General features: G+C 45.2%; 9 protein-coding genes. 3 read left to right on the top strand and 6 right to left on the bottom strand.

Annotated features, from left to right (window positions below; translation table 11 throughout):
• The first annotated feature begins 27 nt into the window (after positions 1–27).
• The 3 genes from AB4405_RS16055 to AB4405_RS16045 are packed head-to-tail and all read left to right on the top strand — an operon-like array spanning position 28 to position 2,719.
• A complete protein-coding gene (locus tag AB4405_RS16055) occupies positions 28–1,365 on the top strand; it encodes a 6-phospho-alpha-glucosidase (protein WP_102469295.1) in 1,338 nt (445 codons plus the stop codon).
• A gap of 51 nt (positions 1,366–1,416) precedes the next feature.
• Complete coding sequence (locus AB4405_RS16050; RefSeq protein WP_372061810.1) at positions 1,417–2,400, top strand: aldo/keto reductase; 984 nt, start codon at positions 1,417–1,419, stop codon at positions 2,398–2,400.
• 10 nt (positions 2,401–2,410) lie between these two features.
• Entirely contained in the window at positions 2,411–2,719 is a 309-nt protein-coding gene (locus AB4405_RS16045; RefSeq protein WP_372061809.1) for a SemiSWEET transporter, read from the top strand.
• Between the two features lie 290 nt (positions 2,720–3,009).
• On the opposite strand, the gene AB4405_RS16040 is transcribed toward AB4405_RS16045, so the two are convergent.
• From AB4405_RS16040 to AB4405_RS16015, 6 genes are all read right to left on the bottom strand, one after another.
• Positions 3,010–3,972 (bottom strand): PstS family phosphate ABC transporter substrate-binding protein, encoded by a 963-nt coding sequence (locus AB4405_RS16040; protein ID WP_372061808.1) that lies wholly within the window; start codon positions 3,970–3,972, stop codon positions 3,010–3,012.
• Entirely contained in the window at positions 3,965–4,582 is a 618-nt protein-coding gene (locus tag AB4405_RS16035) for an OmpA family protein (protein WP_372061806.1), read from the bottom strand. The genes AB4405_RS16040 and AB4405_RS16035 overlap by 8 nt, the downstream gene beginning before the upstream one ends.
• Positions 4,582–5,898: a TolC family outer membrane protein gene (locus tag AB4405_RS16030; protein ID WP_372061805.1), complete on the bottom strand. Its 1,317-nt coding sequence runs from the start codon at positions 5,896–5,898 to the stop codon at positions 4,582–4,584. Before AB4405_RS16030 ends, AB4405_RS16035 begins: the two co-directional genes overlap by 1 nt.
• Before the next feature lie 15 nt (positions 5,899–5,913).
• Positions 5,914–7,239 carry an HlyD family type I secretion periplasmic adaptor subunit gene (locus AB4405_RS16025; protein WP_372061804.1) on the bottom strand — a complete coding sequence of 442 codons (1,326 nt, stop codon included), beginning with the start codon at positions 7,237–7,239 and terminating at the stop codon, positions 5,914–5,916.
• Positions 7,232–9,460 carry a type I secretion system permease/ATPase gene (locus AB4405_RS16020; RefSeq protein WP_372061817.1) on the bottom strand — a complete coding sequence of 743 codons (2,229 nt, stop codon included), beginning with the start codon at positions 9,458–9,460 and terminating at the stop codon, positions 7,232–7,234. The genes AB4405_RS16025 and AB4405_RS16020 overlap by 8 nt, the downstream gene beginning before the upstream one ends.
• A gap of 240 nt (positions 9,461–9,700) precedes the next feature.
• On the bottom strand, positions 9,701–25,762 hold the full coding sequence (locus AB4405_RS16015) for an RTX toxin (protein WP_372061803.1): 16,062 nt from the start codon (positions 25,760–25,762) through the stop codon (positions 9,701–9,703).
• Between the last annotated feature and the right edge of the window lie 267 nt (positions 25,763–26,029).

The raw sequence follows: 26,029 nt of genomic DNA, 5'->3' as shown, positions 1-26,029 counted from the left end.
CCGCCCAAATTTTGAGTGAGGCTTATCATGAAAAAACAATTTTCAGTCGTAATTGCAGGTGGCGGTTCTACATTTACTCCAGGTATCGTGATGATGCTATTAGAAAACCAAGACCGATTCCCGATCCGCAAATTAAAATTCTACGACAATCTTGCACAACGCCAAGAAACCATAGCAGAAGCGTGCAAAATCTTGTTGAAAGAACGTGCGCCGCACATCGAATTCTCTTACACAACCGACCCTGAAGAAGCCTTTACAGATGTTGACTTCTGCATGGCGCATATCCGAGCTGGCCTGTATGCAATGCGTGAGCAAGATGAAAAAATCCCACTTCGCCATGGCTGCGTCGGTCAAGAAACATGTGGTGCAGGTGGTGTTGCTTATGGTCTTCGTTCTATCCCTGCAGTTATTGAAATGATTGATTACATGGAGAAGTATTCTCCAAACGCATGGATGCTAAACTATTCGAATCCAGCCGCAATCGTTGCCGAGGCGTGTCGCGTGCTTCGTCCAAATTCAAAAGTACTTAATATTTGTGATATGCCGATTGGTATCGAAACACGTATCGCTGAGATATTAGGTTATGAGAACCGTAAGCAATTCGACATTATGTATTACGGCCTGAACCATTTTGGTTGGTGGAAAGAATTCAAGGATGCCAAAACTGGTGAAAACCTAATGCCTAAGATTCAAGATTACATTAAGGATAATGGCTATCTACCACCTAGTGTCTTGAGTGGTGCACAGCATACTGATGAGTCTTGGAAAGAGACATTTATCAAGGTTCGTGATGTTTACGCACTTGATCCAGACACCATCCCAAATACTTATCTTAAGTATTATATGTACCCAGACTACGTGGTTGAACATTCTAACAAAGAATTCACCCGTGCCAATGAGGTCATGGACGGTCGCGAAAAAGAAGTCTTCACAGAATGCCACCGCATCATTGCAAACGGCACAGCAAAAGACACGTCAATCGAAGTGGAAGAGCACGCTTCTTATATTGTTGACCTCGCGACTGCCATTGCTTTCAATACTAAAGAGCGCATGTTACTTATTGTTCCAAACAATGGTGCTATCAGTAACTTCGACCCAACTGCAATGGTCGAAATCCCATGTATTGTTGACAATACTGGCGCAAAACCACTGCAAATCGGCGCGATCCCTGAGTTCCAAAAAGGCATGATGAATCAACAAGTGTCTGTAGAAAAACTCGTGGTTCAAGCGCATGTGGAAGGTTCTTACCAAAAGCTGTGGCAAGCTCTCACCCTTTCCGCCACGATCCCAAGTGCCTCCGTTGCTAAAGCAATCTTGGATGATCTGATTGAAGCAAACAAAGATTTTTGGGTTGAAATGAAGTAACCATTAGGTCTTAGCCCTGCTGACAGTAGGGCTAAGACTATTGAGGATATTATGAAATACAAACAAATAAAAGATATGCAGGCTTCAGCGATTGGGTTTGGCTGCTGGGCGATTGGCGGCACATGGAACAACGTCACTGACGAGAATTCAATCCGCACTATTCATGCCGCGATCGATGAAGGCATTAATTTTTTCGACGTTGCACCCGTATATGGAAAAGGTCACGCCGAATCAGTCCTGGGGCAAGCACTCTCGGGGATATCACGTGATAAGGTCATCATAGCGAGTAAATGTGGCTTACCTTGGGATCCGGCTGATCCAAATAAAAAAACAAGGAAAGACCTGTCACACAACAGCATCGTTTTTGAGGTTGAGCAAAGCCTAAAACGCCTTGGGACAGATTACCTGGATTTGTATCAAGTTCATTGGCCTGATCCAAATACGCCAATCGACGAAACAGCGCACGCTCTAAAAATACTAAAAGAACAGGGAAAGATTCGCCATATTGGCGTCTCTAATTACAGTTTAGACATGATAGAACAGATGCAGTCTGTTGTGGAAGTCGCCACAGTTCAAGGCTTATATAACCTAATAGAGCAAAACCCAGACCACTATCATAACATCCCACTTCAATATCGAACTCGTGATGAAATGCTTCCTTATTGTCAGCAACATGATATGAAGTACTTGCCATACAGCCCTCTCATGCAAGGATTACTAACGGGTACATTCAAAGCTCAACACAACTTTGATGATAAAGATGATCGTCGTAACAACCCTAAACTCAACGGTGAGCTGTTTAAAGACATTTATTTCCCTTGCGCAATGGCGCTAAAAACACTGGCCGATTCTGCAGGTCTTCCGCTTTCCCACTTAGCAATCCATTGGATGGTAAACCAAGAAAGTATAGGCTCGGTTATAGCGGGGGCGCATACCGTTAATCAAGCGAAAGAAAATGCGCGCTTCTTACAATCAGACGTGAGCGAGATACTATTACACGAAGCAGAGTCTATTGTAGCGAAGTGGATAGCGTAGAGAACAATACATGATTGATATTACGTTGTTAGGCTATCTTGCGGCAATATGCACTACGTGCTCCTTTGTTCCGCAAGTACTGCACATATTGAAAACTCGAAATACCGATTCTATCTCTCTTATGATGTATAGCATTTTCGTAAGTGGTGTTGCCCTGTGGCTGATATATGGCTTACTTATCGATGACCTACCCATTGTCGTTGCTAACAGCGTCACGTTTATACTTGCATCAACGATATTGAGCCTTAAAATCCGTGATGCGGTTAACCTAAACTCGAAACGCCAGACAAAACTCCGTCAACACCACACGGTAAAATAGCTTACAAAGCTCACAGCTGCACACCAGGAGCTGGTGTGCTCCCTAGTAGACACTCGGCATTCAACAAGTATTAGAGCAGCGTTAGTCATAGCAGCCCCGAAAAAAAGCGAGAGAGCCGAACTGGTTCCCTCGTTTTAAATGACAAAAAATAAACATGAACTTAGAGTGCTATCGCGCAACTCAGTTACCCTTTGCCGCCTCTAATCCTCATACACATACTTATACTGGCAGGAATAGGGGAAACCCGGTTGACACCTTATTATCCCCACCCTCTTCGTCTATCTCTCGTGTTATCTATACCCACCCTCTATCATTGGTTTTTCGAGGCCTAGTTTAATTCGATTTCGGTGTACAGCTTCAATTGGAAGGCTGATAAAACCATAATCGTTTAGCACAGATTGTTGTTCGTCCGACAACGCGAGGCTGATGAAAAACTCCTCCTGTTCATTAAAGTACTCTCTATTAGGCGGTAGATTGAGATACATGTAATAAACGCTGGCTAAGGGGTAACGACCAGAAAAAATTGTTTCTTTGTTAACATCATACGTTTCCCCTAAATTATTTATCACATTAAGCACCTTATTATCCGTCATATTATCCGTATAAACGGTATAACCTAATGCATTCACATCTCCATTAAGCTCACTCAGTAACGCTTGCTGATCAGGAACAAAGTGTGTAGCCGTGAACGCCCCTTCAGAGCATGTTACCCACGTTGAAAACTCTCTGTGCATCACTAACTGTTCGTCAATCGCAAAAGGAACCATCGGCTCTCCACGTTGACCATTTTTATCCGCCCACCTCACGACTTCTGGGCTACTATTACAACCAAAAATAGTCTTTAATTCAGCCAAAGATATGCTGCTTGTTTGATTATTGTCATTGGCAAGAATAGCAATAACATCAGCAGTAAAATAAAGCTCAGTAGGCTTATAACCATATTTTTCGACAAATTGGGCGACCTCACGATCTTTCCACTTTCTGGAACTAATACCCATTTTCAATCCATTTTTAGTAATACTGTAAGGAACGTCTCCGCTAGACGTGACACTTATATTTAATTCCTTTGATTCAATTAGCGCTTTCATTAATGGTATAAGATTATCCTCAACAGCAACGACTGATACACCCACGCCATCAGCAGTTGAGTTGATGTTTTTCACATCAGTTGTTTCATTCACACCCGTTTTTGCCACTGCACCGAAACAGGAAATAGCGACTAACCCAAACATAATTGATTGTAATTTATTCACTTGGCGCCTCCACTTGTGTCGAACTACTCAGACTTTTTTCTGACGTGAATATGTCCCACTCCTGCGTGACCTTCATTTCTGGGCGATAAAATACCGCTATCGTGCGGCGCTTGCGCTTGTGCAATTGTTCAGTGTAATACGTTGTCTGAGTAAACTCTTGTTCCGATACTCTCTCGCTTTCGATGCCTTGAGTTTCTAACGCTTGTTTAATTGCCGCAGTGCGACGTTTCGCTAACGCTTTGTTGTAATCGTCCGTTCCCTCGGAACTTGTATCACCGATCAATACAACATTTGAATTGGGGTATTGCTCGAGCATATCGACAAGCTTGGTGACTTTTGAATCTTGGTCAACTCTCAATATCGCTTCGTCAAAATCAAAATCAACACTCACGACTACAGGCTTATCGGAAATATCCCAGTTGGCACAACCGGTATTGTCTACCGCCACATTTTCTGGTGTATCTAAGCACCTATCGCGCTGATTAATAATACCATCTGCATCTTCATCACGAAGGTCATCAATTTGATGGCGAGTCGTTTGCGTATTTGGGGTTTCTGCGCACCCAGTAAGCGCTAAGGAAATCACAGCAAACATCAATAACGTCTTCATTAGGACTCCCCCTCTTTTTGCCACTCTTCAGGGTGTTCTATGCGTAATGCATACGTTAATACCCCCATCGCATTTAACAATCGATACGCGGCAAAGGTTCTATCATATTTACTCCGCACATAGTTTTGCCGCGCTAAAAACACCTCTATCTTGGCATCAAGCACATCGAGTAAACTACGACGACCAACATTAAACTGTTGTATGTAACCGAGCTCGGCTATTTTTGCAGCGTCAACATTTTGTTGCAGCAAGACAATCTGTTGCTCAATCATTGAATAAGCATTCCAAGCAAGCTCCGTTCCTTCCTTCACCTCACGCTCAGTCCGAATGCGAATCGCGCGTGCTTCCTCAAGACGCCATGCCGATGATTCAACTCGTGCATCGGTCGAAAACCCATTAAATAGGTCATAGTCTAAGGTGACCATCGCCCGCATATCTTCATCTGGACCGATTGCATTACCAACATTGCGATTTTTATTGGCATGTAGCTCAAGCTTTAACTCGGGGTAGTAGTCTCCTTTTTCACGACGTATTTCTTGACGTGCAGCGTCCATATCTAGTATCGCCGCTTTGATTTCTGGGTGGTTCACAACAGCCTGTTCAATCGCCACATTCATTGTGCTGGGCAGTAAGCCCTGATCAAACTTAGGAAAGACTAAGCTGCGCCCAGGCTTACCAACCTGACGAAGAAACTGAGTTTGTAAATCAAATACATTGTTTTGAGCTGAAATTTGGGATGATTGCGCCGTCGCAACACGGGCCGAAATCTGTGCTAAATCTGAATTACTCGCCAACCCTTTTTGTTTTTTATCGAGAACATCTTGATAAATTTCTTGATGTTCACGCACGTTCCGACCAGCAAGTTGTAACAGGGTCTCAGCCTGCAGTAACTCCAAATACGTTCTCACAACATCCAATGACACATTTTCGGCTCGTGATATCAAGGTTAGGCGCTCTGCCTCCGCTTCATACCCAAGGCGTTTAACATTGGCAGATGTGCCAAACCCATCGAACAAGAGTTGCGACACTTTGACGCCCATTTCTGTACGATTTAATTGCCTTTCATCAGATGGGATATAATTGCCACCGTCATAACGAGTGCTTTCAACACCTGCCGCTGCATACAGATTCACTTGAGGTAATCGGTAACCACCAGCTGCGTCGCCGTCACGGATAACCGACTGAAAGCGCGAGTATTGGGCGAGTACTTCTGGACTGTAATCAATTGCAAATGCTACTGACTCTTCTAACGATATCGCGTTGGCCATGGGTGCCAAAGTGATACACATAGACAACATGAGCTTTGAACCACGCATATTTCTTCCTTGTTATTAGCGTTCTCTCAATGAATTTTCTTTTGCTCTTAATATCGGTTTTATCCAATAACTAAGAACCGTTTTCTCTCCGGTCAGAATATCGACGGCAACCTGCATTCCAGGAATGATAGTAAATGGTGAGCCTTCTGAGTCCGATGAATCAAGTGCAATGTGCGCACGATAATACGCTTCGCCTTCTTCATTTTTTAATGCATCAGCACTGACATAGGTCACGTGTCCTTTTTGACCGCCGTATATAACAAAATCATAGGCTGAAAACTTCACCGTTGCCTGCAAACCTACTGAAATAAAAGCAATATCTTTGGGAGAAATTTTCGCTTCGATGATCAATGTCGCATTTTGAGGCACAAGTTCCATAATTGGCTCTCCGGGACGAACCACCCCGCCGATTGACCGCACAAACACCTCTTTTACCGTCGCATCCACTGGCGCAACCATTTGGGTTCGGCGCAATTGGTCAGCAATAGCTTGTTGGCTCTCGTTTAACTGAGCTAATTTTGCTGATACTTCGTTAAGCTGACCTTGTGCTTTAGCTCGAAAATCAAATGCTGTACCGCGATAATCAGCTATTGCTTCTGAATAGGCGGCTTGTTGTTTTTGCGCGGCGGCTCTTGCACTCGACAAGTCCCCCTCAAGCCGAATCACATCGCGATTAAGCTTTAACAATTCAACTTCAGCAACGGCGCCACTCTCTACAACAGACTTCAGCATGTTTCGCTCTTTCTTTACAATCACGACACTGCTTTCTAAGGTCCGAATGGAGGTTTGTGTATCCATTAGCGATTGTGATTGTTGTTCAATCCGTAATTTTGATTCTTCTAGCTCAGAGAGTAATTGGTCAATTCTCTCCAAATAGTTTGCTTTGGCGTTAAATAACGCTGGAGAAGATTCATCATTCGTTTCAAAGTCATTGATGGTTACGACGACCTGCTGACGCCAATCGACTTCTCTAGTGACAACGTTAACGCTGGCCAACTCAGTTCTTAGCCGCGTTTGTTGCGCGACTAACGTATCAAATTGTTGTGTCGATTCTTGGTAAGAGGAACGAAAGCGAGTGTCATCAAGTAAAACCAGCGGCTGGCCTTTTATCACAGTGTCACCTTGCCGAACTAAAACATTTTCGATGATCCCGCCTTCCAAACTCTGGATCGTTTGTACTGACTGACTCGGAACCACCGTTCCCTCTCCCACCACCACTTCATCTAAGGTCGCCCATGACGCCCAAGCAACAATCAAAGCCGTGAGCAATCCCACCAGCCAGATCAACTTTCGAGAGCGATAAGCTATGTTGTTATTTGACCATCGAACTGCACTACTCATTTGGGGCCCCTTTTACCACTGAGATGGTCTTAACTCGGCTCGAGGACTTATTCGCAAATACCTCTTGGGGTGTTCCGGTGGTGACAACCTTGCCTTTGTCTAACACCACGACCGTATCGCAAAGGTTTAAGAAAGATTGTTTATGGGAACTGACCACTACCGTCATGTCTCGTGGCATACGTTGTAGGGCTTGATGAAAGCGCGATTCAGCTTGTCGGTCCAAGCTGCTAGTTGGTTCATCCATAATCAACAATGCGGGTTGTCGGTACAGTGCTCTTGCAATAACCACCGCTTGGCGCTGACCACCTGATAAAAACCGACCTGCTTCTCCCACCTGCGTTTCCAGCCCGTTGGCTAATCGCCCCATATAGTCATTCAAGCCCGACATAACAATGGCATACTTCAACCTTTGCTCATCGATAACGTGACCACCCAACACAATGTTTTCATAGATGGTGCCGTATATTAGAACCGGAGTCTGTCCTACCCACCCTGAGCATTCACGTATCGCGGCATGAGGCCAAAGGTTACTATCAATGCCTTCGTAATACACTTGTCCGCTTGATGGCTCTAGTTGCTTCGCGATAATAGACAATAGCGTCGATTTACCTGCGCCCGCTGCACCGACAATGCCGACCCTTTGTCCTTTTTCTATATTAAGATCGATACCAGATAAGGTTTCACTTTGCATATCCGGATAACTAAAACAAATATTCGATAGCTTAATTCGTCCTTCAAATCGGCCTCGATCCATGACTTGGTGATCACACTCCTCTTGCGGCGTCGCCATAATAGTATTAAGTCCCTCCATAGCGGCTTTCGTTTGCTGGTAACGAAGCATTAAAACCGAGAGCTGGTTGATTGAATTAGCAGCGCGTCCACTTAGCATTACCACCGCAATGAGCCCCCCCATCGTTAACGCACCTTGCGCTATCTGATAGACGCCAACAACAATCAGACAAATTGTGACGATTTGCTGACTCGATTGAATAGAGTGTGAGACGATGTTGGTATAAAAACGTGATTTGCACTGCCATTCCGATAACGCCGAAATAGTCAGCTCCCACCGCTTTTGGATTACCCCTTGGCTGTTATTTTGTTTAATATCGGTTAGTGACGTCAGGGCATCATAGAGCTGTGCCTGTCTTTGAGAAGACAGCTTTGAGGTTTCTTCAAACGTTTGCTCAACACGCGACTTCATAAAAATGCTTAACAGGAGCAACGCTGCCATCACTGTCATTGGCACTAGCATTAGCGCACCACCTAGCCAACCAATCAGAACTAGGAAAAAAATAGTAAACGGTAGGTCAACTAAAGTGACTAAGGATACCGAGGTGAAGAAATCTTTTACGCTATCAAAATCTTGTACCTGACGAGAAAACGAACCAATGGATTCTGGACGATTTTCCAGTTTCATCCCTATTACTTTGGCAAAAAGCGAAGCAGAGAGTTTATTTTCAATATAGCGCCCAGCCATATCGGTGACAGAGGAGCGAGCTTCTCTTAGTATCCAATCAAAAACGATGACAATACTAATCCCCGCAACCAGAACCCACAGCGTATTAAATGCCTGATTTGGTACCACGCGGTCATAAACATTCATGGTAAAAAGTGGAACCATCATGGCTAAAAGATTGACCACAAAAGACGCCACAAATAGGTCTCTATACCAAGGTTTTACTTCTTTTAGTACTGCCCATAACCAACCACTTGGTGAGGCCTGAGTTAAGTGGTCAGTCCGTTTATCAGCCACCGGTTTAGCACTGATTTGCCAAGCGGTTGTATGAATGAGTGGCTTGAGCGTTTGACTGTCGATAACTTTTTTTTGAAATGCCTCTGCCGGATCAAGCATGGTGTAATGCTGCCCGTCTCGACTAAGCAATATATATGGCTGGTATACTTGGCGTTTATTGCCTGTTTGCTCGCTTGATTTGTCGACTTGGTCCAACGGTAACCTAGCATCAGCAAGCATAACAACCGCCGGAAGTACGATTTGATCCAAGTTCTTTACGCTAAACTCTAATGCCTCAAGACCTGATTTTTCAATGGCTCGAGGAAACAAAATATCATCAAGCTGTCCTTGAGTGAGCGGCAATCCTGCTTTAATTTTTAACGGATGCGCCCTCACCTCAAAATGCTTTGCTAGCCAAATCACTGTCGACAGCCAGACATCGTCACCTTCAGAAGAATTTACCCGTTGCTCTGATTCGCTACCCCACACACCATCTACGGGCTTGTTCTCAAGATCAACATCAGTGCCTTGTGTACCCGTTAGGTTTTCATTGCTTGGCTTTTCACTCCGTCTAGAATCATTATTTTGATTACTATCACGCCGTTCCCCGCCACTAAGATCGGTACCACTCGGCTCTGTATTACCTAACGTTTTGTTACTCAGCTCTGTACCACGTAGTTTGATATCACTGCTACCCACTAAAGCCATCCTTGCTATCTGGATTTTTCGTTATGTATTAATAATTAAGTTTTGGTCATCAATCATTTTTTGCAAGATATTTGCCTCAGAAACCCCCGTTGAATCACTACCATAGATTTCATCTAAGCTGGTTGAGACCAACACAATTTTCTGAGTCACATTGGTCGTGTCGGGTTTAATGTTAATGACAACATCATCACCTTGCTGTTCTAAGTCAACAAAGGTATCCACTTCTGCTCCCGTTGATGCGCCAGATAATAAGCTTGATAAGTCAATCATGTCGGTATCTGCTGAGACATCAAAATCCATAATGGTATCTACTGCAGGGGTGGTACTGCTACCGACATCATCGACATTAAAGATAAACGTATCGCTGCCAAGCCCGCCAGTTAACGAATCATCGCCAGCTCCACCAACCAAGACATCACGACCTGAACTCGCAATCAAGGTGTCGTTGCCAGTTCCGCCGTCTAAATAATCCGCAAGTACCGTTCCACCGAGGGTATTGTTGCCAATATCTGATAAGTTGACCTGCAACGTTTGGGAAAGCCCTACTGCCGTTTCCCCATCTAAGCTTGCGGATGGCTCAAGTATGAGCTCAAAATCTTGTTCTCCAGAGTACCCCCCGATGATACTTAGCTCGGATACCTCATCAACATCAACGAGGTAATCGTCTCCATCGCGAGTACCATGGGATAAAACCAACCCATCTGGCACCCCACGTAACGTAAGCGTGCCAACCTCATCCATTGCTGGATTGACCATCGCCATATCTAAGCCCAGATCGATACTACCGGTCGCTTCGGCGCTAATTGAATGGTATAGAGAGGTTAGGATCGGCTCATCAGGCTCAGGGGCGATAATCAATGTCAACTGCTGTTCGTTGACCGCCCCAAGATCAGCGCTGTAATTCCCTAAAACCGTGTTGGAGTCAAAAGTTCGCAGCGAGATACTGATATCAAATTCGCCGAAAGCATCACCGGCATACAACTCAAAACCCGCTAAGCTACTTGCCGAAATTAATAACGTTGCCGCGGCATTCCCATTAGGTAATGAAACAAAGCGAGCGGTTTCAAAGCCAACCTTTATTTTATCTAGTCCATCTAAGGCAGAAGCATCTGAGCTACTGTTAACCACAACCGTCAACTCAAGGAATTCGTCACTGTTTGTCTCTGTGCTCTCCGCATTAAGTTCAATGACAATAGCAGAATCTTCGGTACCCTCTAGCACCTCAGGCATGTCAAACACGGTAACATCATCACCAACTGGTTTTACGCCCAACGTAAATTCACTTCGCGTGAATCGAACGTCACCCGTTTCTAATTCTTGGGTAATGGCCGTTAGGGTCAATGGTATGTCACCGCTGTAATCAAGTGGCGGCAATATAAATGTTTGCGATAGCTGTTCTACGTCTAGTTGCCATTCATATGTCGGGTTGCCATTAAAGCTGCCACCATCAGGCCCATTATTAGGCATGACTTGATAAGCACTGCCATCGAAAAAGACAAGTACGGCCCCTTCTGGCACGCCTTCTAAGCTTAATGACATACTTTCAGAGCCATCTTGGTCTATCAATTGTGCGCTGAGGCTATCCAGAGGAATATAACTATCTTCATCACCAAGAACATCGGCGCTGACTAATTGAGCTGCGTCGACCACCGGAGCAATTGACACGGTTAAGGTCGAGGTTTTAGTTTGCGTATCATCTTCACCTGGTAAACACGTCACTGAGTCGGTGATACTGGCGGTTGCTGTTAAGGTAATATCGCCACTAAAGTTTTCTGGCGGAGTCAATACGACCTCAGACAGTTTAGTCGCATCGGTAATGGTATAACTGCCATCACCATGATCCACGAGCCAAAGTGTAATCCCTGGCGCTGAAAGGATCGCGCCATCACTAACGGTTATCTCCAGCGAATTAATCGTTTCTTGACCTGTGGCTGGATTGCCTTCGCCGGTTATAGTTTGTCCGGCCTCAACACTGTCGCCAAGCAGTATCTCCAAGTTTAGGTCCGTCGAATTATCCTCATTAATGGTAGTCAAACTCGAAGACAAGACGAACTCATCCACTACTGGATGGATATCAATGTTAATAGTTTGCAGTGTCGTTTTAGACTCTCCACTGCAACCCGATGTTTCGGTGGTTTCTACGGTAAATTGCAAACACCCAGAAAAATCTTCATCTAACCCTACTACCTGTAAATGCGATAACCCTTCTTGACTGATTGAGTAACCAATGACTTCACCTGCGTTATCATATTCAACCAGTACACCGTCTCCTTGCAGCTCCACGCCTTCTGGTAAAGAATCTGCTGGAATATAGAACGAGACGCTATTATCTTCATCACTAGCAACATCAGGATTGAGCAGTCCTGAAAGATCGAGTACCTCTGTGCCTTCATCAAATATGATGTCGTCATTCGCTTCTATATCCCCTGGCTCACCGATGTCGGGACACTCGCCGCCACCTCCGTCTATACCAGTAATAAATATCTTAAAGCTTGTATCAATAAAACGAGCATCTTCTCCATCAACTACGCGCGCTCGCACCACTACATCACCTGGCTCAGTCATGTTGTCGTAGGAACGTATCGTCGTGCCATCGAGTAGACTGGCAAAATCCTTAATTGAGTCACTGGTTAGCTCACCGGCATCAATTATCCAGCTACCATCTGAGGTTTGTGAGGCGCCGTTAGGGTGTTCAACGATGAAGTCATAACCTTCAGGCAAAATGATCGTAAAGTAATCTAGGTACTCTGACCCATCGATGTCTTCATCAACAAAGTGCACCGCGCCAGACACATCGACCGGTGAACCGTCATCGCTTTCGTACACCGCTGCATTACTTATTAGCCGTGTATCGATCTCGACTTTGGCATCGACAATAACACTAATTTCTCCTGTAATTTCTTTTACTTGGGTCGCACCAAGCTCAGACGTATCCGTAACTTCATAGCGAACCGGGATATCAAAAGTGCCACTAAGATCTTCTGTGGCAACCACCGACAACCTGCCACTATTTAACAACTGTTCCAACGTCGGGGTTGTCGAGTCAAGTAATGTCTCTAGGTCTAACCCTCTCAAGGAGACATCAATGACACTACCATCAAAGTAAAGCGTTAACTCCTCTGGTAATGGGTCGATAATATAACCAGTGAGTACTTCGCTGCCATCTTGGTCTTGGTCAACCGACGGACTTAAGTTTAACGCAATCTGTCTGTCTTCAATGCCTTCAGTGCTCACCACCTGACCTTCTGACTGATCAACCACTGGCGTCAAATCAACCTGTACTGTATAGCTAAAGCGCGCACTGTCTCCATCAGGTTCAGTCGTTGTCACTAAGGCCTTAAATTCCACTCTGCCACTAAAATCTTCCTCTGTTTTTAAGTAAAGCTGAGAGAGTTCTTCGTTTGATAGCTGATAAACTGGGCCGGTATTAGGATCTATTGAGGCAATGGTTAGGGTAATAGGGTTACCGTTGGAGTCCACCAAACGAACACCATCAGGTAGGTCGGTTAACAACACATTCAGCACTTCAGATTGGTCGTCATCTGGAGAAACAAACATGAAGTCAAGCGGCACTAACTCATCTTCAGGAAATTCTGTCACTGTTTGAATAACATTATTGTCGCTATCAAAACTCCAATGACCGTTTCCGCCATCTTCTACTATGGGTTCATCGACTACGCCTTGCAGCGTAATATTGACCGTTTGAGTATCCGAGCGAGCGAACTCGTTGACGGGGTCTAAGCCATCTTGCGTCGACTCTCGTGAAACCGCCGTTACTTGAATCGACAAGCTTTGAGTGACACTACTGATATCTTCTTTCGGCACCAGTAACGCTAATGAACTATCAAGCGCGTCAGACTCTAACCAGTAAACATTCGGCTCAGGATTAGTGAAGCCCGTACCACTGAGGGTCCAGCCGTCCTGAACCACTATTTCGTAATATAAAGTCTCGGAACCGTCGGTATCGGTTAATGTACCAATGAGCGCCTCTTTAAGATCAATGGCTTGATCTTCAAAGCCACGAATATCCTTGACGCTAAGCACTGGTGTATCAGCATCTGGTTTGACGTCGACAACTATGGTGTGGGTAATCGAGGCCGTTTCATCGCTTGGACTGAAGAAATCATTACCCGCCTCTGTTGCCACCGCTGTAATATCAAACTCAAAGACACCCGCTACATTCTCCGCCATTTGAATTTCCATAATAGCGAGTTGTGCTTGTGTATACTGAGCGCCTTCATCAATTGGGTTGCCGTTGAGTAATAAGCTGACACCGTCTGGAATATTGGCGAACGTGTAGGTAAGGGATTCGGAACCATCTTGATCAAATAGACTTGCTTCAATATTCAACATCAAAGGCTCTGAGCTATCTTCCATAGACGCATACTCGAAGGTAGATTCATCCCAGTCGGGTAAATCTGCAACAGGCAGTACTGAGACATCTAGCTCTTGGCTAACCGTTTTATCATCACCGGAAGCGGTAGTGATAATTGCACTGATTGCGATTGAAGTCGTGCTGGTTGTATTGCTCTGGTTTAACGCTGGCAAGAATGTCAACGCACCGGCAGGCGTCACAAATCGACCATCTATTGTGACCAATTGATCGGATGGTATCGTCACCTTACCGTCAACAACCGACAGTGCAACACCACCTAACAACACGGTTCCGCCATTTAAGGACGCGGCGTCAATATCTACTTGTGATACTTGCTCATTTTGGTCTAAATCACCTAAAACAACATAAAACTCAATCAGAGTCGATTCGTCTTCGCGCGTTTCCGAATTAAAGGCTCGAATAAAGCCCTCGGCGTCATCGAGGATCAATAAACCTTCACTATCGACCTCATCGCCATCGGCATCTCTAACGGTAAAAATAATGCTGTCACGCAACACTGGGTCATTCGGATCGGTCTGCACGCTATCGTTTGTCTTGAGCGTATAGCTACCATCATTATTGACCGTAATTGAACCATAGTTCGTGCCGTCAAAGTCATTGGTGAGGTCTATTGTGTGAGAGGTAGTGGATTCGTCAAATTGGTATCGGGTACCTTCATACACAAAGCTGGCTATCTCACCACCATCAGCACCGGCGACATTATCATCTAAAAACTGGCCTGAAAAATCATCACCTTCCGTTATCTCTATCTCTTTTGAAACAGACTCAGGGATTGCATCGGTGACGTTTACAATAACTTCATGCCCAACGGATTGGTCATCATCGGCATCAACAGCAGCGACGATAAACGACAGTTCGAGGTTGTTTTTCTCGGCACCATCGCTGTCTTCATGATCAAGTGGTTTGAAGAGGACAAACTTTACCTCCCCAAATTTATCACTCTGTGGATCTTCATCAATGCGGAGTTTAAAGACCTTCTTACCATTATCGTTATAGGCGAAATACCAGCCATCTGCATTTTTGTCATTGAGGGTGATATCACTGCCCCCTGAGGTGTATTTCAAGGCATCAAACGCCTCAGTATCAATCACATAATGAGAAAAATCATCAGACCCTTCAGTTAAGACTATAGTCGGCTTACTGTCTTGTTCTGCCGCAGACTGGTTATCGTCGAGCAACCCATCTTCATCAACGTTAAGGTCTCCGACTACCTGGATCCTCGGTGCACGTCCATCTAAGATCTCAAGCGTTGATTCCACCACCTGCTTAGTACCGTCGGAATCAATAGTCATCACAGGTAGAGGCAACTGCAATACGGTGTCAGATGGCGTGCCAGGTGTGCCGTGGTCTACCTGGTCAAAAACCTCAGCCTTAAGTGTCACCGTGGTCGATTCAGACGGGGCTAAGCCAAAGTCCTCGGGCAATGATATTCTAAAAATCACGACGTTATCGGCGGTGATGCCATCAAAAGTTCCGTCACCATTATCGCGCCAACTAATTGATTCACCGCTTTTTGTCACCGCATTGCCAGAACTATCTAGTACCGTATCCCCGTTACTGACGTCCAATCCAAGGTAGGTAATGGCATCAAACGTGGATTCTATTGTTAACGTGCTTTCATCTTCACCATTGATTAGGCTCGGTGTGGTTATCGAACGTGGTAGTTCTGTCGTTGTTAAGACTTCGCTAGTGATTGTTCCTGACGTGCCATCGTCAATACCGATATTTAAAGTGAGTTGGTCACGATCGCCGTCTTGGTCTTTCACGGTAACAACAAACGGAATTGAAAACGGATCACTATTCTGGTCAACGGCTTTAAACAAAGAGAAACCGTAACCAATTTGGCCTTCCTCATACACCTCGGGTTGATCAAGGGCGATGATAAAAACGAGGCTGCCCTCATCGCCAAGTTCCCCAGTGTAACCCGTCACGATAGACCCACTTGGATCGATCGTATATTTTACGATCTCTCCATTACTCGTCAGGCTAGGTTGGTGGCTCAGGTCAAAATACAACTGTGCATCAAGTGTTTGGTTAAACGCTAGGAAATCACTACCGAGATCTAGGGTAAAATGACCGTCAGCGATTACCGGACCATCAGCTAACCCATCCTCTGATATCGAGATACTCGTTCCGGCTTGCAAATCAGGATCGGCGCCATCATTTAAATTAAAATCAAAACGTCCTAACTCAAGTGGCGTGCCATCTGAATCGACGCCAGATAGATACAATGGGAAGTTGAGCAAATCACTATCTAAAGTATGGTTAAGGGCTTGGCTCAACGTTAAGGAAAAACTTGCCATTAGGTTATTTGAAGAAGGCTCCGTAGAGATATTAAGTTCAATTCTAAAAATCTCTCCCACTCGCTCTGCGGTCGCGAGCAGTGTTTTTCCATCCTCGCTCAACTCGTAATTCAATTCGCTAGCAGGATCGCCAAACGTAATACCTTGTGCCGTGAGGTCAACGATGGTTTGTTCGGTAAAAACAATAGAGTCAGTATCAGGATTATCCGAGCCAGCACTAACAATGACATTTCCTTCAATGACTTGCGGTCGATCTCCGATGCTTGCTTCTACGTCGGTAACGCTTCCTGTACCAATAACCCCTGCTGCGCCGTCGAGAATATCTATCGTTGCAATCCCTTCTCCAAAATCAAACCCGGAGTCTCCAGCAAGGTAGGTAAATGAAATACTTTGCGGAGAATTATGGTCAAGGTCCCTACTTGCGCTGAAATTCCAGTGCCCGTTGGCAAACACCGTCAATTGACCTTCTGGCAAGTCAAAAACGGCGGGTGAAGCACCTGAGATGTCTTGTGACACACCCTCAATTGTGACGGTATCAATGATGAGTTCACCGTCTAGGTCAATGTCATTATTTAACACATTACCCGATGTCACTTCCCCCTCTGTAACCTCATATTGCTCATCGAAAATAACCGGCTCGGAATCTTTGATTGTCACCGCGAGATGACCTAATACGACCTCTGTTGAACCATCAGAATCATATTGGGTTCCTTTAATGATCAACGCTGATTGAATTGAATCTAAGTTAACCCCTTGATCTACTGCCTTAAAGAATTGAATCTGAACTAGGTTATCAATTAATTTTGCTTCGAAAACACTTTCTCCGTCTGAGCGGCGTGCAATGATCAACGAATCGGTGATCTCTAGCGACAGGCTTTGTCCTTCCGACGTAAGCTGCTCTGCAAGGGTTTGCTGTTCATAAAAAGTGAAGTCTGCAAATTGAATTTGAACGTCTGAATCCTGAGTTTCTTCGCCAAATATCCCTATCACCGTCTCAGAGAAGCTCACTGATTCCGGCAGGATAATAGTGGGCATGTCATCGACTGCGCTGTTACCGGCAGCATCACTGACCGCTGCAGAAATCGTCCATTCCACGCTACTATCAAGGGCCGTTATATCGATATTGCTCACGACCCACCGGCCACTCGCGTCCACCCCAACTTGATAGATGATATCTTGAGTGCCATCGCTAATAGTCAGTGTGACGGGTAGCCCCTGCTCGACACCTTCTGTAATTCCCTGCATCTGAGTCAGATCACTGTTGCGAAAATCAAGAATGCTAAACCCATCAAGCGTATCGATATCAATTCTAGGCTTTTCAGTGTCGACTTCCGTACCCGTGTCCAAGGCTTCAGCTCTATTTCCAGCAACATCGGTAACTTCCGCAAACGCGACTAACGTACCGTCCCAAAACTCAGACGCGTCGATATTGTCGATTTGCCATGTCCCGCCCGACACTATGGTTTCTTTAATCACAAAAAAGTTGCGAGTTTGACTGGTGAGCGTGACTAGGATTGTTTGTCCATCTTCAACATTAGACACCGAACCAAACACCTTCACGGGGTTGAGTTCGTTTTCATTGAGGATACCGTCACCACCATCATCGATATCGATGGTGATACCGATTTGCGTATCTTTGATAATGGTGTCATTGGCTACAGCAGTGTTCCCGCCAACGTCTGTTGCCGTTGCCGTTACCGACAGCTCACCATCAACTAGTGTGGTGAGATCTTGGTTTTCGATACGATAGCTGCCATCCGCTTCTACTGCAGAAAGCAAGGTCACGCTATTGCCGGCCGCGTCTGTTATAAGTAATGCGACTTGCTGACCAACTTCTATGTTCTTAGTGAAGCCATATAAGGTTTCATCTTGCGATTCATCCAAATTCAGATAGCCATCGCCAAAACCGTCGAAGCGAACAAGAATAAATGCCTTAGTATCTTTGACGATAGTGTCCGTCGCCGTAGTTTCGTTACCAGCAACGTCTGTCACTTCGGCAATTACATTTAATTCACCGTCTTCTAGCGCACTTAAATCGTTATTCGCGACCTCAAACTTTCCGTCTGAAACGGTCGTTGATAGCTGTATCTGAGTTCCAATGGAATCTGTGATAGTGAGAATAACCACTTGTCCATCTTCAACGTTGCTGGTCTCACCGAAGACGCGCGAAGTTAACACCTCATCTTTATTGAGCTCGTCATCTCCATTACCATCAAAATCAACACTAATTGCGGCCAATGTGTCCTTAATAATGCTATCGGTCGCGGTAGCAGTGTTGCCGGCGATATCCTCTATTACTGCTTGAATAGTGAGCTCGCCCTCATCAAGCGAACTCAGATCGACAGATGCTATTTCGTACCGCCCTATTACATCTACCACCGCGGTATAGTCTATAGGGTTGCCGCTTAAATCTGTCACGGTCAACGAGATCGTTTGCCCCGCTTCAATATTTGTAGCCTGACCAAATAGTCGTACTGCCCCTATTTCGGCTGAATTTAGAAACTCATCACCATTGCCATCAAATTCAACGGTGACTGAAGCGAGGGTATCTTTAACAATCGTATCTGAAGCTGTCGCGCTATTACCGGCGCGGTCTGTTGCCGTTGCGGTAACGGTTAGCTGCCCTTCAGCTAAGAAAGAGAGATCGACATCAACCAAGTTAAACGAACCATTTAGATTCACCGCTGTGGTGAAATCAAGACTCAACCCATTACTATCTTCGACCGTTAGATCAACCGACTGGCCCGGCTCAATATTTTTGACACGCCCATGAATTAATTCTTGAGTCACCTCAGCTGAATTTAAATATTCATCGCCAAAACCATCAAATGTGACAAAGATTTCCGCGCTCGTATCTTTTAAAATGACATCTTTTGATGTTGTCGGGTTACCCGCGATATCAACGGTCTCAGCGACGACGGTCAACACCCCATCTTCTAAACTCGAAAGGTCGGCATTTAAAACCTCATAGCTGCCATCGGCCAATACTGATGTGTTAAATAGTAACGTACTGCCCGATGTGTCTGATACTGTAAGTGTTACGTTTTGTCCGGTTTCTACGTTCTCTACTTCGCCGTAAAGTCGCTCACCCGAAACCTCGTCAATCGATAGTTCCTCGTCACCAAAACCATCAAAGCTAACGCCTATTGTTGCCGTCGTATCTTTGACAATGTCATTACTTGCGCTTACCTGATTTCCTGCGATATCGGATACGGTGGCATTGACGACTAAAGCCCCATCCGCGAGGCTGGTTATATCTTGGTCGAGCAACTCAAAGGTTCCGTCTCCCTGTACCGTGGTTTCAACCTCAATTGAAGTGCCATTGATATCGGTAATCACCAGGTTAACTACTTGGCCCGATTCCACATTAGAAACCTGTCCAAACAGGCGAACAGAGTTGGATTCGGAATCGTTTATGTAACGATCGCCCTGACCATCAAAGTCGACAGCAATCTGCGCTAATGTATCTTTGACAATAATATTGTCTGCTAAAGCAATATTTCCTGCCGTATCTAGCACTTGCGCCTGTACCGTCAAATCACCATCTTGAAGGGACGATATATCCTCTCCAGTGATTTCATATGAACCGTCGGCTTGCACAATCGCAGACAAGATTAATGTCACGCCAGCTGAATCAGTAACGGTCAGTTTAATGCTCTGGCCTGATTCAACATCTTGTGTTTGACCAAATATCCTCGCCGCAGTTGATTCCTGTGCATTAATAAAGGTGTCACCTTCACCATCAAATTCAACCGTAATGCTCGCCATCGTATCTTTAACAATGTAATCCGTTGCTTGAGCTGGGTTGCCCGCAATATCTTTCGTAGCCGCAACGACACTTAACATCCCATCTTGCAACGAGGAAAGATCCACATTGAACAATGCATAGGAACCCGACGCACCGACCGTACTAGTGAAATCAACAGAGTTACCCACACTGTCGGTAACGGTGACAAGAATTGATTGCCCAACTTCAACGTTACTCGTAGCGCCATAAATCAGCTCAGAATCCACCTCACTCGCATTTAAATAGTTATCGCCATACCCTTCAAAATTCACTGAAATCTTGGCTTGCGTATCCTTTACAATAGTATTGCTATTAGTCGTTTGGTTCCCGGCGATATCAACAACTGACGCCTCTACCGACAAGTCTCCGTCGACGAGCGCCGATAAGTCATTGTCTTCAATCGTGAAGTGGCCATCTGCCTGTACCGTTGCAACTGCCTCTATTTGCGTGCCTGCAGTATCAGTCACAACGACATCTACATGTTGACCTGGCTCTACGTTAGTAACTTGTCCAAATATTGTTGCGCTTTGACTTTCCATCGCATTGAGCAAAGCGTCACCCTCACCATCAAATTCAACAGTAATCGATGCGAGGGTATCTTTGATTATTGTATCTGAAGCCATTGCGGTATTACCGGCGACATCACTCACGTTTGCAATGACAGTGAGTTCGCCTTCAGCAAGCGACGAAAAGTCTTGGTCGTTAACCGTAAAACTACCATTTGATTCAACAACCGATGTGAAACTTAACGAAAGGCCATTCTTGTCTATAACCTGAATAGAGACGGTTTGACCCGCTTCAATGTTTTTCGTTAGACCGAAAATAGTATCCGCAGGTACTTCTTCGGCGTTAAGATAATTGTCCCCACCACCATCGAATCGAACCAAAATAAACGCGCGTGTATCTTTTACAATAGAGTCGGTAGAGCTTGCCGGATTACCGGCAATATCTGTGGTTGTGGCATCAACCGTTAATAGCCCTTCGTTAAACCCAGAAAAGTCTAGGTCATTGAGCTCATAGCTTCCGTCACTAGCGATTGTTGTGGTGAAAACCAACTCATTTCCATCAATATCCGACACGACAAGATTTATGGCTTGCCCTGCTTCTATATTACTGGTTTGCCCGAATAGACGTGCAGCGTCGACTTCAACCTTGCTCAGCTCTTCATCACCAAAACCATCAAATGAAACGACAATTGACGCTTTCGTGTCTTTAACTATCTGGTCACTGCTATTGCTTTCATTACCCGCAATATCTGACACATTTGCCTCAACCTTCAGCACACCATCGACAAGGTTGGTAAGATCGAGATCTGAAACAGTGTAGCCACCATCACTCTCAACAATAGCGCTCGTGCTTAAAGAACGACCGGCGATATCCGTCACCACAATCGTCACTGTTTGACCGGCTTCGACATTTTGGGTCAAACCCGAGATAGTTGCGGCAAGGCTTTCTGTCGCATTTAGGTACTCATCACCTTGCCCATCGATAGACACGTTAATATCAGCAAGTGTGTCTTTAACGATCGAATCGCTCCACGTCGCCGGATTGCCAGCAAGGTCGACCGTATTCGCATTTATTGATAATGCCCCCTCAGCGAGATTTGATAAGTCCAAATCAGAGATAGCAAACGCCCCTGATTCGGTCACCGATGTTGTTAGCGTAATCGTGCTGCCTTCACTGTCCTCGATTTGCAAGGTAACAAGCTGACCAGCTTCAATGTTCTTTGTCAGACCGATAATCGTTTCTTGTTCTACTTCACTGGCGTTTAAATAACCATCGCCGAAACCAACGAATTGAACCACGATAAACGCTTTGGTATCTTTCAAGATGGTATCGTCATTGGTGGTCGTGTTGCCTGCGATATCCGTCACAACAGCTTCTACGACAAGATCGCCATCCTTTAACATCGACAAATCCACACCAGTAGCCTCAAAAGAACCATCGGCGGCAACCGCGACATTAACAATAACGGTTGAACTGTCGGTATCCGTTATCGACAACTTGACTATTTGTCCTGCTTCAACGTTCTCCACTTGCCCGAAGATTCTTGAAGTCTCAACTTCAAACTTACTGAGCTCCTCATCACCAAAACCATCGAACTCAACGGTAATTTGCGCTTTAGTATCTTTAACAATAATGTCTTGCGATTGAGATACGTTACCAGCTATATCCGTGACCGAGGCTACCACTGTTAAAGAACCGTCCTCCAGCGAGGAGAAATCGATGCCCTCTATTCGGTAGCTGCCATCAGCCAAGGTATTGGTCGTCTGTTCTACACGGTTACCGACACTATCGGTAATCACCAACGACACCGCTTGACCCGCTTCAACGAACTGAGTGCCGCCGAATAATGTCGTGTTAGCAACTTCTGCCAAATTTAAATAGTCATCTCCATTACCGTCAAACGCGACTGACACCGCCGCTTGGGTATCTTTAATAATGGTATCCGTGTTAGTTGCGATATTGCCAGCGAGATCCGAACTTGTTGCTTTCACGGTTAACATGCCTTCTGACAAACCGCTAAGATCGATATCGGACACTGAGAAAGTGCCTAATTGACCGACGACCGTGTTAATCGTCACTGTATTATTAAGAACATCTGACACCACTAGGGTAATCGGTTGATTAGGTTCAATATTTTTAACGATACCCCAGATATTCTCCGCAGGGGCTTCTTGCGCATTGAGGTAGTCATCGCCAAACCCGTTCAAATGAACAAAAATAGCCGCCTGCGTATCCTTAACGATGTCATCATCGGCAGTCGCGTTGTTTCCCGCTACGTCATTGACTGTCGCAACCACGGCTAGTTCACCATCAGACAACGATGACAAATCGGCGTTATTTACTGTATAAGAACCATCATTTTCCACTGTTGTTTGCAGAGTGATCGTTTGCCCGGCTTCATCACTTACAACCAATGTCACTACTTGGCCAGACTCAATATTTGATGTCTGACCATAAATACGCGTCTGGCTGATTTCATCAGTACTAAGTTCTTCATCACCCTCGCCATCGAACAACACATCAATTTGAGCAAGCGTATCCTTAACGATTGAGTTTTGATTACTTGTTTCATTACCGGCGATGTCACTCACAGAGGCGACAATGTTCAACGTGCCATCAGCCAACGTCGCAAGATCTTGTCCATCTAGCTCATAGCTACCATCGGCAGTGACACTTGCATAAAGTGTCACTGAGTCACCGTTTACATCCGATACAATGAGTGTCACTACCTGGTTTGTTTCAATATCCGTCGTTTGCCCAAACAAACGAACACTCGAAATTTCCGCCAGATTAATAAAACTGTCGCCTTCTCCATCAAATGCGACATCGATCGTAGCTTGTGTATCTTTAATTATCTCGTTGCTAGCACTTGCAGTATTACCTGCCACATCAGCCACATCAGCCTCGACAGTGAGCGGCCCATCAGCTAACCCTGCTAAGTCGACAATCAGCTCAAAGCTGCCGTCTGGTTGAGTATTCACGACATAAGATTGCTGAAGACCTTCTTGGTCGCTAACAACTAAGGTAACACTTTGACCAAAATCTATATTCTGAGTTTGCCCGTATAATCGCGTGCTAGGCACCTCAATGCCATTAATAAAGCGATCGCCTATACCATCAAAGTCCACATCAATATGAGCAAGTGTATCTTTGATTATTGTGTCAGAGTTGGTGGCGACATTTCCTGCAAGGTCTGAACTCGTCGCAGTAACATGAAGCGTGCCCTCTGCTAACGATGATAAATCCTCGTCAGCGACAGAAAACGTGCCGTTGGCTGTTACGCTTGTTGTTAAGGTAATGGATACACCCAAGCTATCGGTGATGCTGAGTGAGACAGGTTGACCAACTTCTATATTTTTGACTAAGCCGAAGATAGACTCGGTTGTGACTTCTTCACTATTGAGGTAGTTATCTCCACCGCCATCAAAACGCACCAGTATTGCGGCTTGAGTATCTTTAAGAATTGTGTCTTGTGACGTCGCGGTATTCCCAGCGATATCCGTAACACTCGCCGCCACAGTAAGCTCACCATCAGACAATGAGCTAAGATCAACATCAAGCAATTCATATTCGCCGTTTTCATTGACCGTAGTTCTGAAGGTTAGGCTTTGACCGGTACGATCGGAGACGGTAAGCGCGACTTCTTGACCGCTTTCTACATTCATCACCTGGCCAAATAAACGTTCGCTGCCTACCTCATTCAAGCTAAGCTCTTCGTCACCAAAGCCGTCAAATTGCACCGAAATAGTCGCTTGAGTGTCTTTAATAATAGAATCTTCGGCAATCGCGACGTTACCCGCTTGATCAAGTACGATGGCCTCAACCGACAAGATGCCATCTTGTAACGACGACACATCGTTGCCTGTTATGTCATAAGTACCGTCACTCATAACGACCGTCTCGAAGGTCATTGTGACGCCATGTTCATCCTTGACAATTAATGTGACCGTTTGTCCGACTTCAACATTGAGTACCTGCCCATAAAAATGAGCGGTATCGCTTTCAACTGCGTTGATATAAGTATCGCCGAAGCCATCAAACTCGACCGTAATAGACGCTTGTGTGTCCTTGATAATGGTATCGGATGCCGTTGCCGGGTTACCTGCGAGATCAATGGTAGTCGCCACTATCGTCAGCTCACCATCTTGCAACGAAGAAATATCCTCTTCTCGGATAACATAAAACCCAAGCAAGCCGACATTGGCGGTTATCTGTACACTATTACCAGAGGTATCCGTGATCAACAATTCAATATTCTGGCCACGCTCGACATTAACAGCGACGCCGTATATACGCTCTTCTGAAGATTCAGTCGCATTTATATACCCGTCCCCAAATCCATCGAAGCGCAAAATAGTGAAAGCCTTGGTATCTTTTATCGATGAATCTTCAGCGGAGATTGAGTTTCCAAAATCGTCAGATATGACCCCTGTAACAACTAAACTGCCTTCATTGAGGCCGTTTAGATCCACATTGTTCACAACGTAAGCATTGTTGATGACCTCCGCTGAGACTAGAACAGTATTGCCAGCATCATCAGTAATCGTGACATTAACAATACGCCCATCTCTCACATCACTCGTAGTACCAGATATCGTGACGGCGGGAATTTCAAACTGATTAAGGTAGCCGCTACTATACACCTCGTCTTGGATGACAATAGAAAGGGTCGCCGATTGTGAAAGGGTATCAAATGACTCACCCTCTGAACGCGCGCGTTCATTTGAATCACCTATTGTGCTAGGACGCGTATCAAACCCAGCTCGAGCAATGGTCTCATCTAACGTAGCTTGCAGAGCAATAGCAAAACCACCGCTGCCATTGTTGTTGGATGTAGACGAACTGTCTACTTGCCCCTGAGCATCGGCTATGTCATTGGACAAGTCATTTAGCGTTTCTTGCAGTTCAAGCTCAAGCGCTTTTGTTTGCTCAGGTGATAATTCTTTCACCTCACCAAGCTCTTCTATACTCTGTGTCACCACCTGAACGCCACTCAGTAACACCTCGTTAGGTGCTACCTTTGCCCACGTCCCATCGGCAAACACTTTCCATGTTAAGTCGCCCGCTTGGACATACAATACCGGCACCATACCGCCACTCCAACACTTAGAATCCGTTAAGTTATGCATTAATATTAGTATTAGTTCAGCTATGTGCATGCTCAACCGATTAAATTTCATCGTTTTTTGCACTTTTTTGAAGTAAGCCAAGTTTCGCTAAAATGAAGGGATCTATCAGGCACCGTTTAAAAGCCATCGATACATTTTTTTAGGGCAAACCCATCGCCGCGTGGACAGCCTTTACATTATTTACCAAAAAGAAAAACATCCGATGCTTTACTATCTCCGTCAACCTCC

Origin of the sequence: Vibrio sp. 10N.261.51.F12 (genome assembly GCF_041471725.1) — a bacterium.
In the GTDB taxonomy this organism is placed as follows: Bacteria; Pseudomonadota; Gammaproteobacteria; order Enterobacterales; family Vibrionaceae; genus Vibrio.
This window is presented reverse-complemented; position numbering and strand designations above follow the sequence as displayed.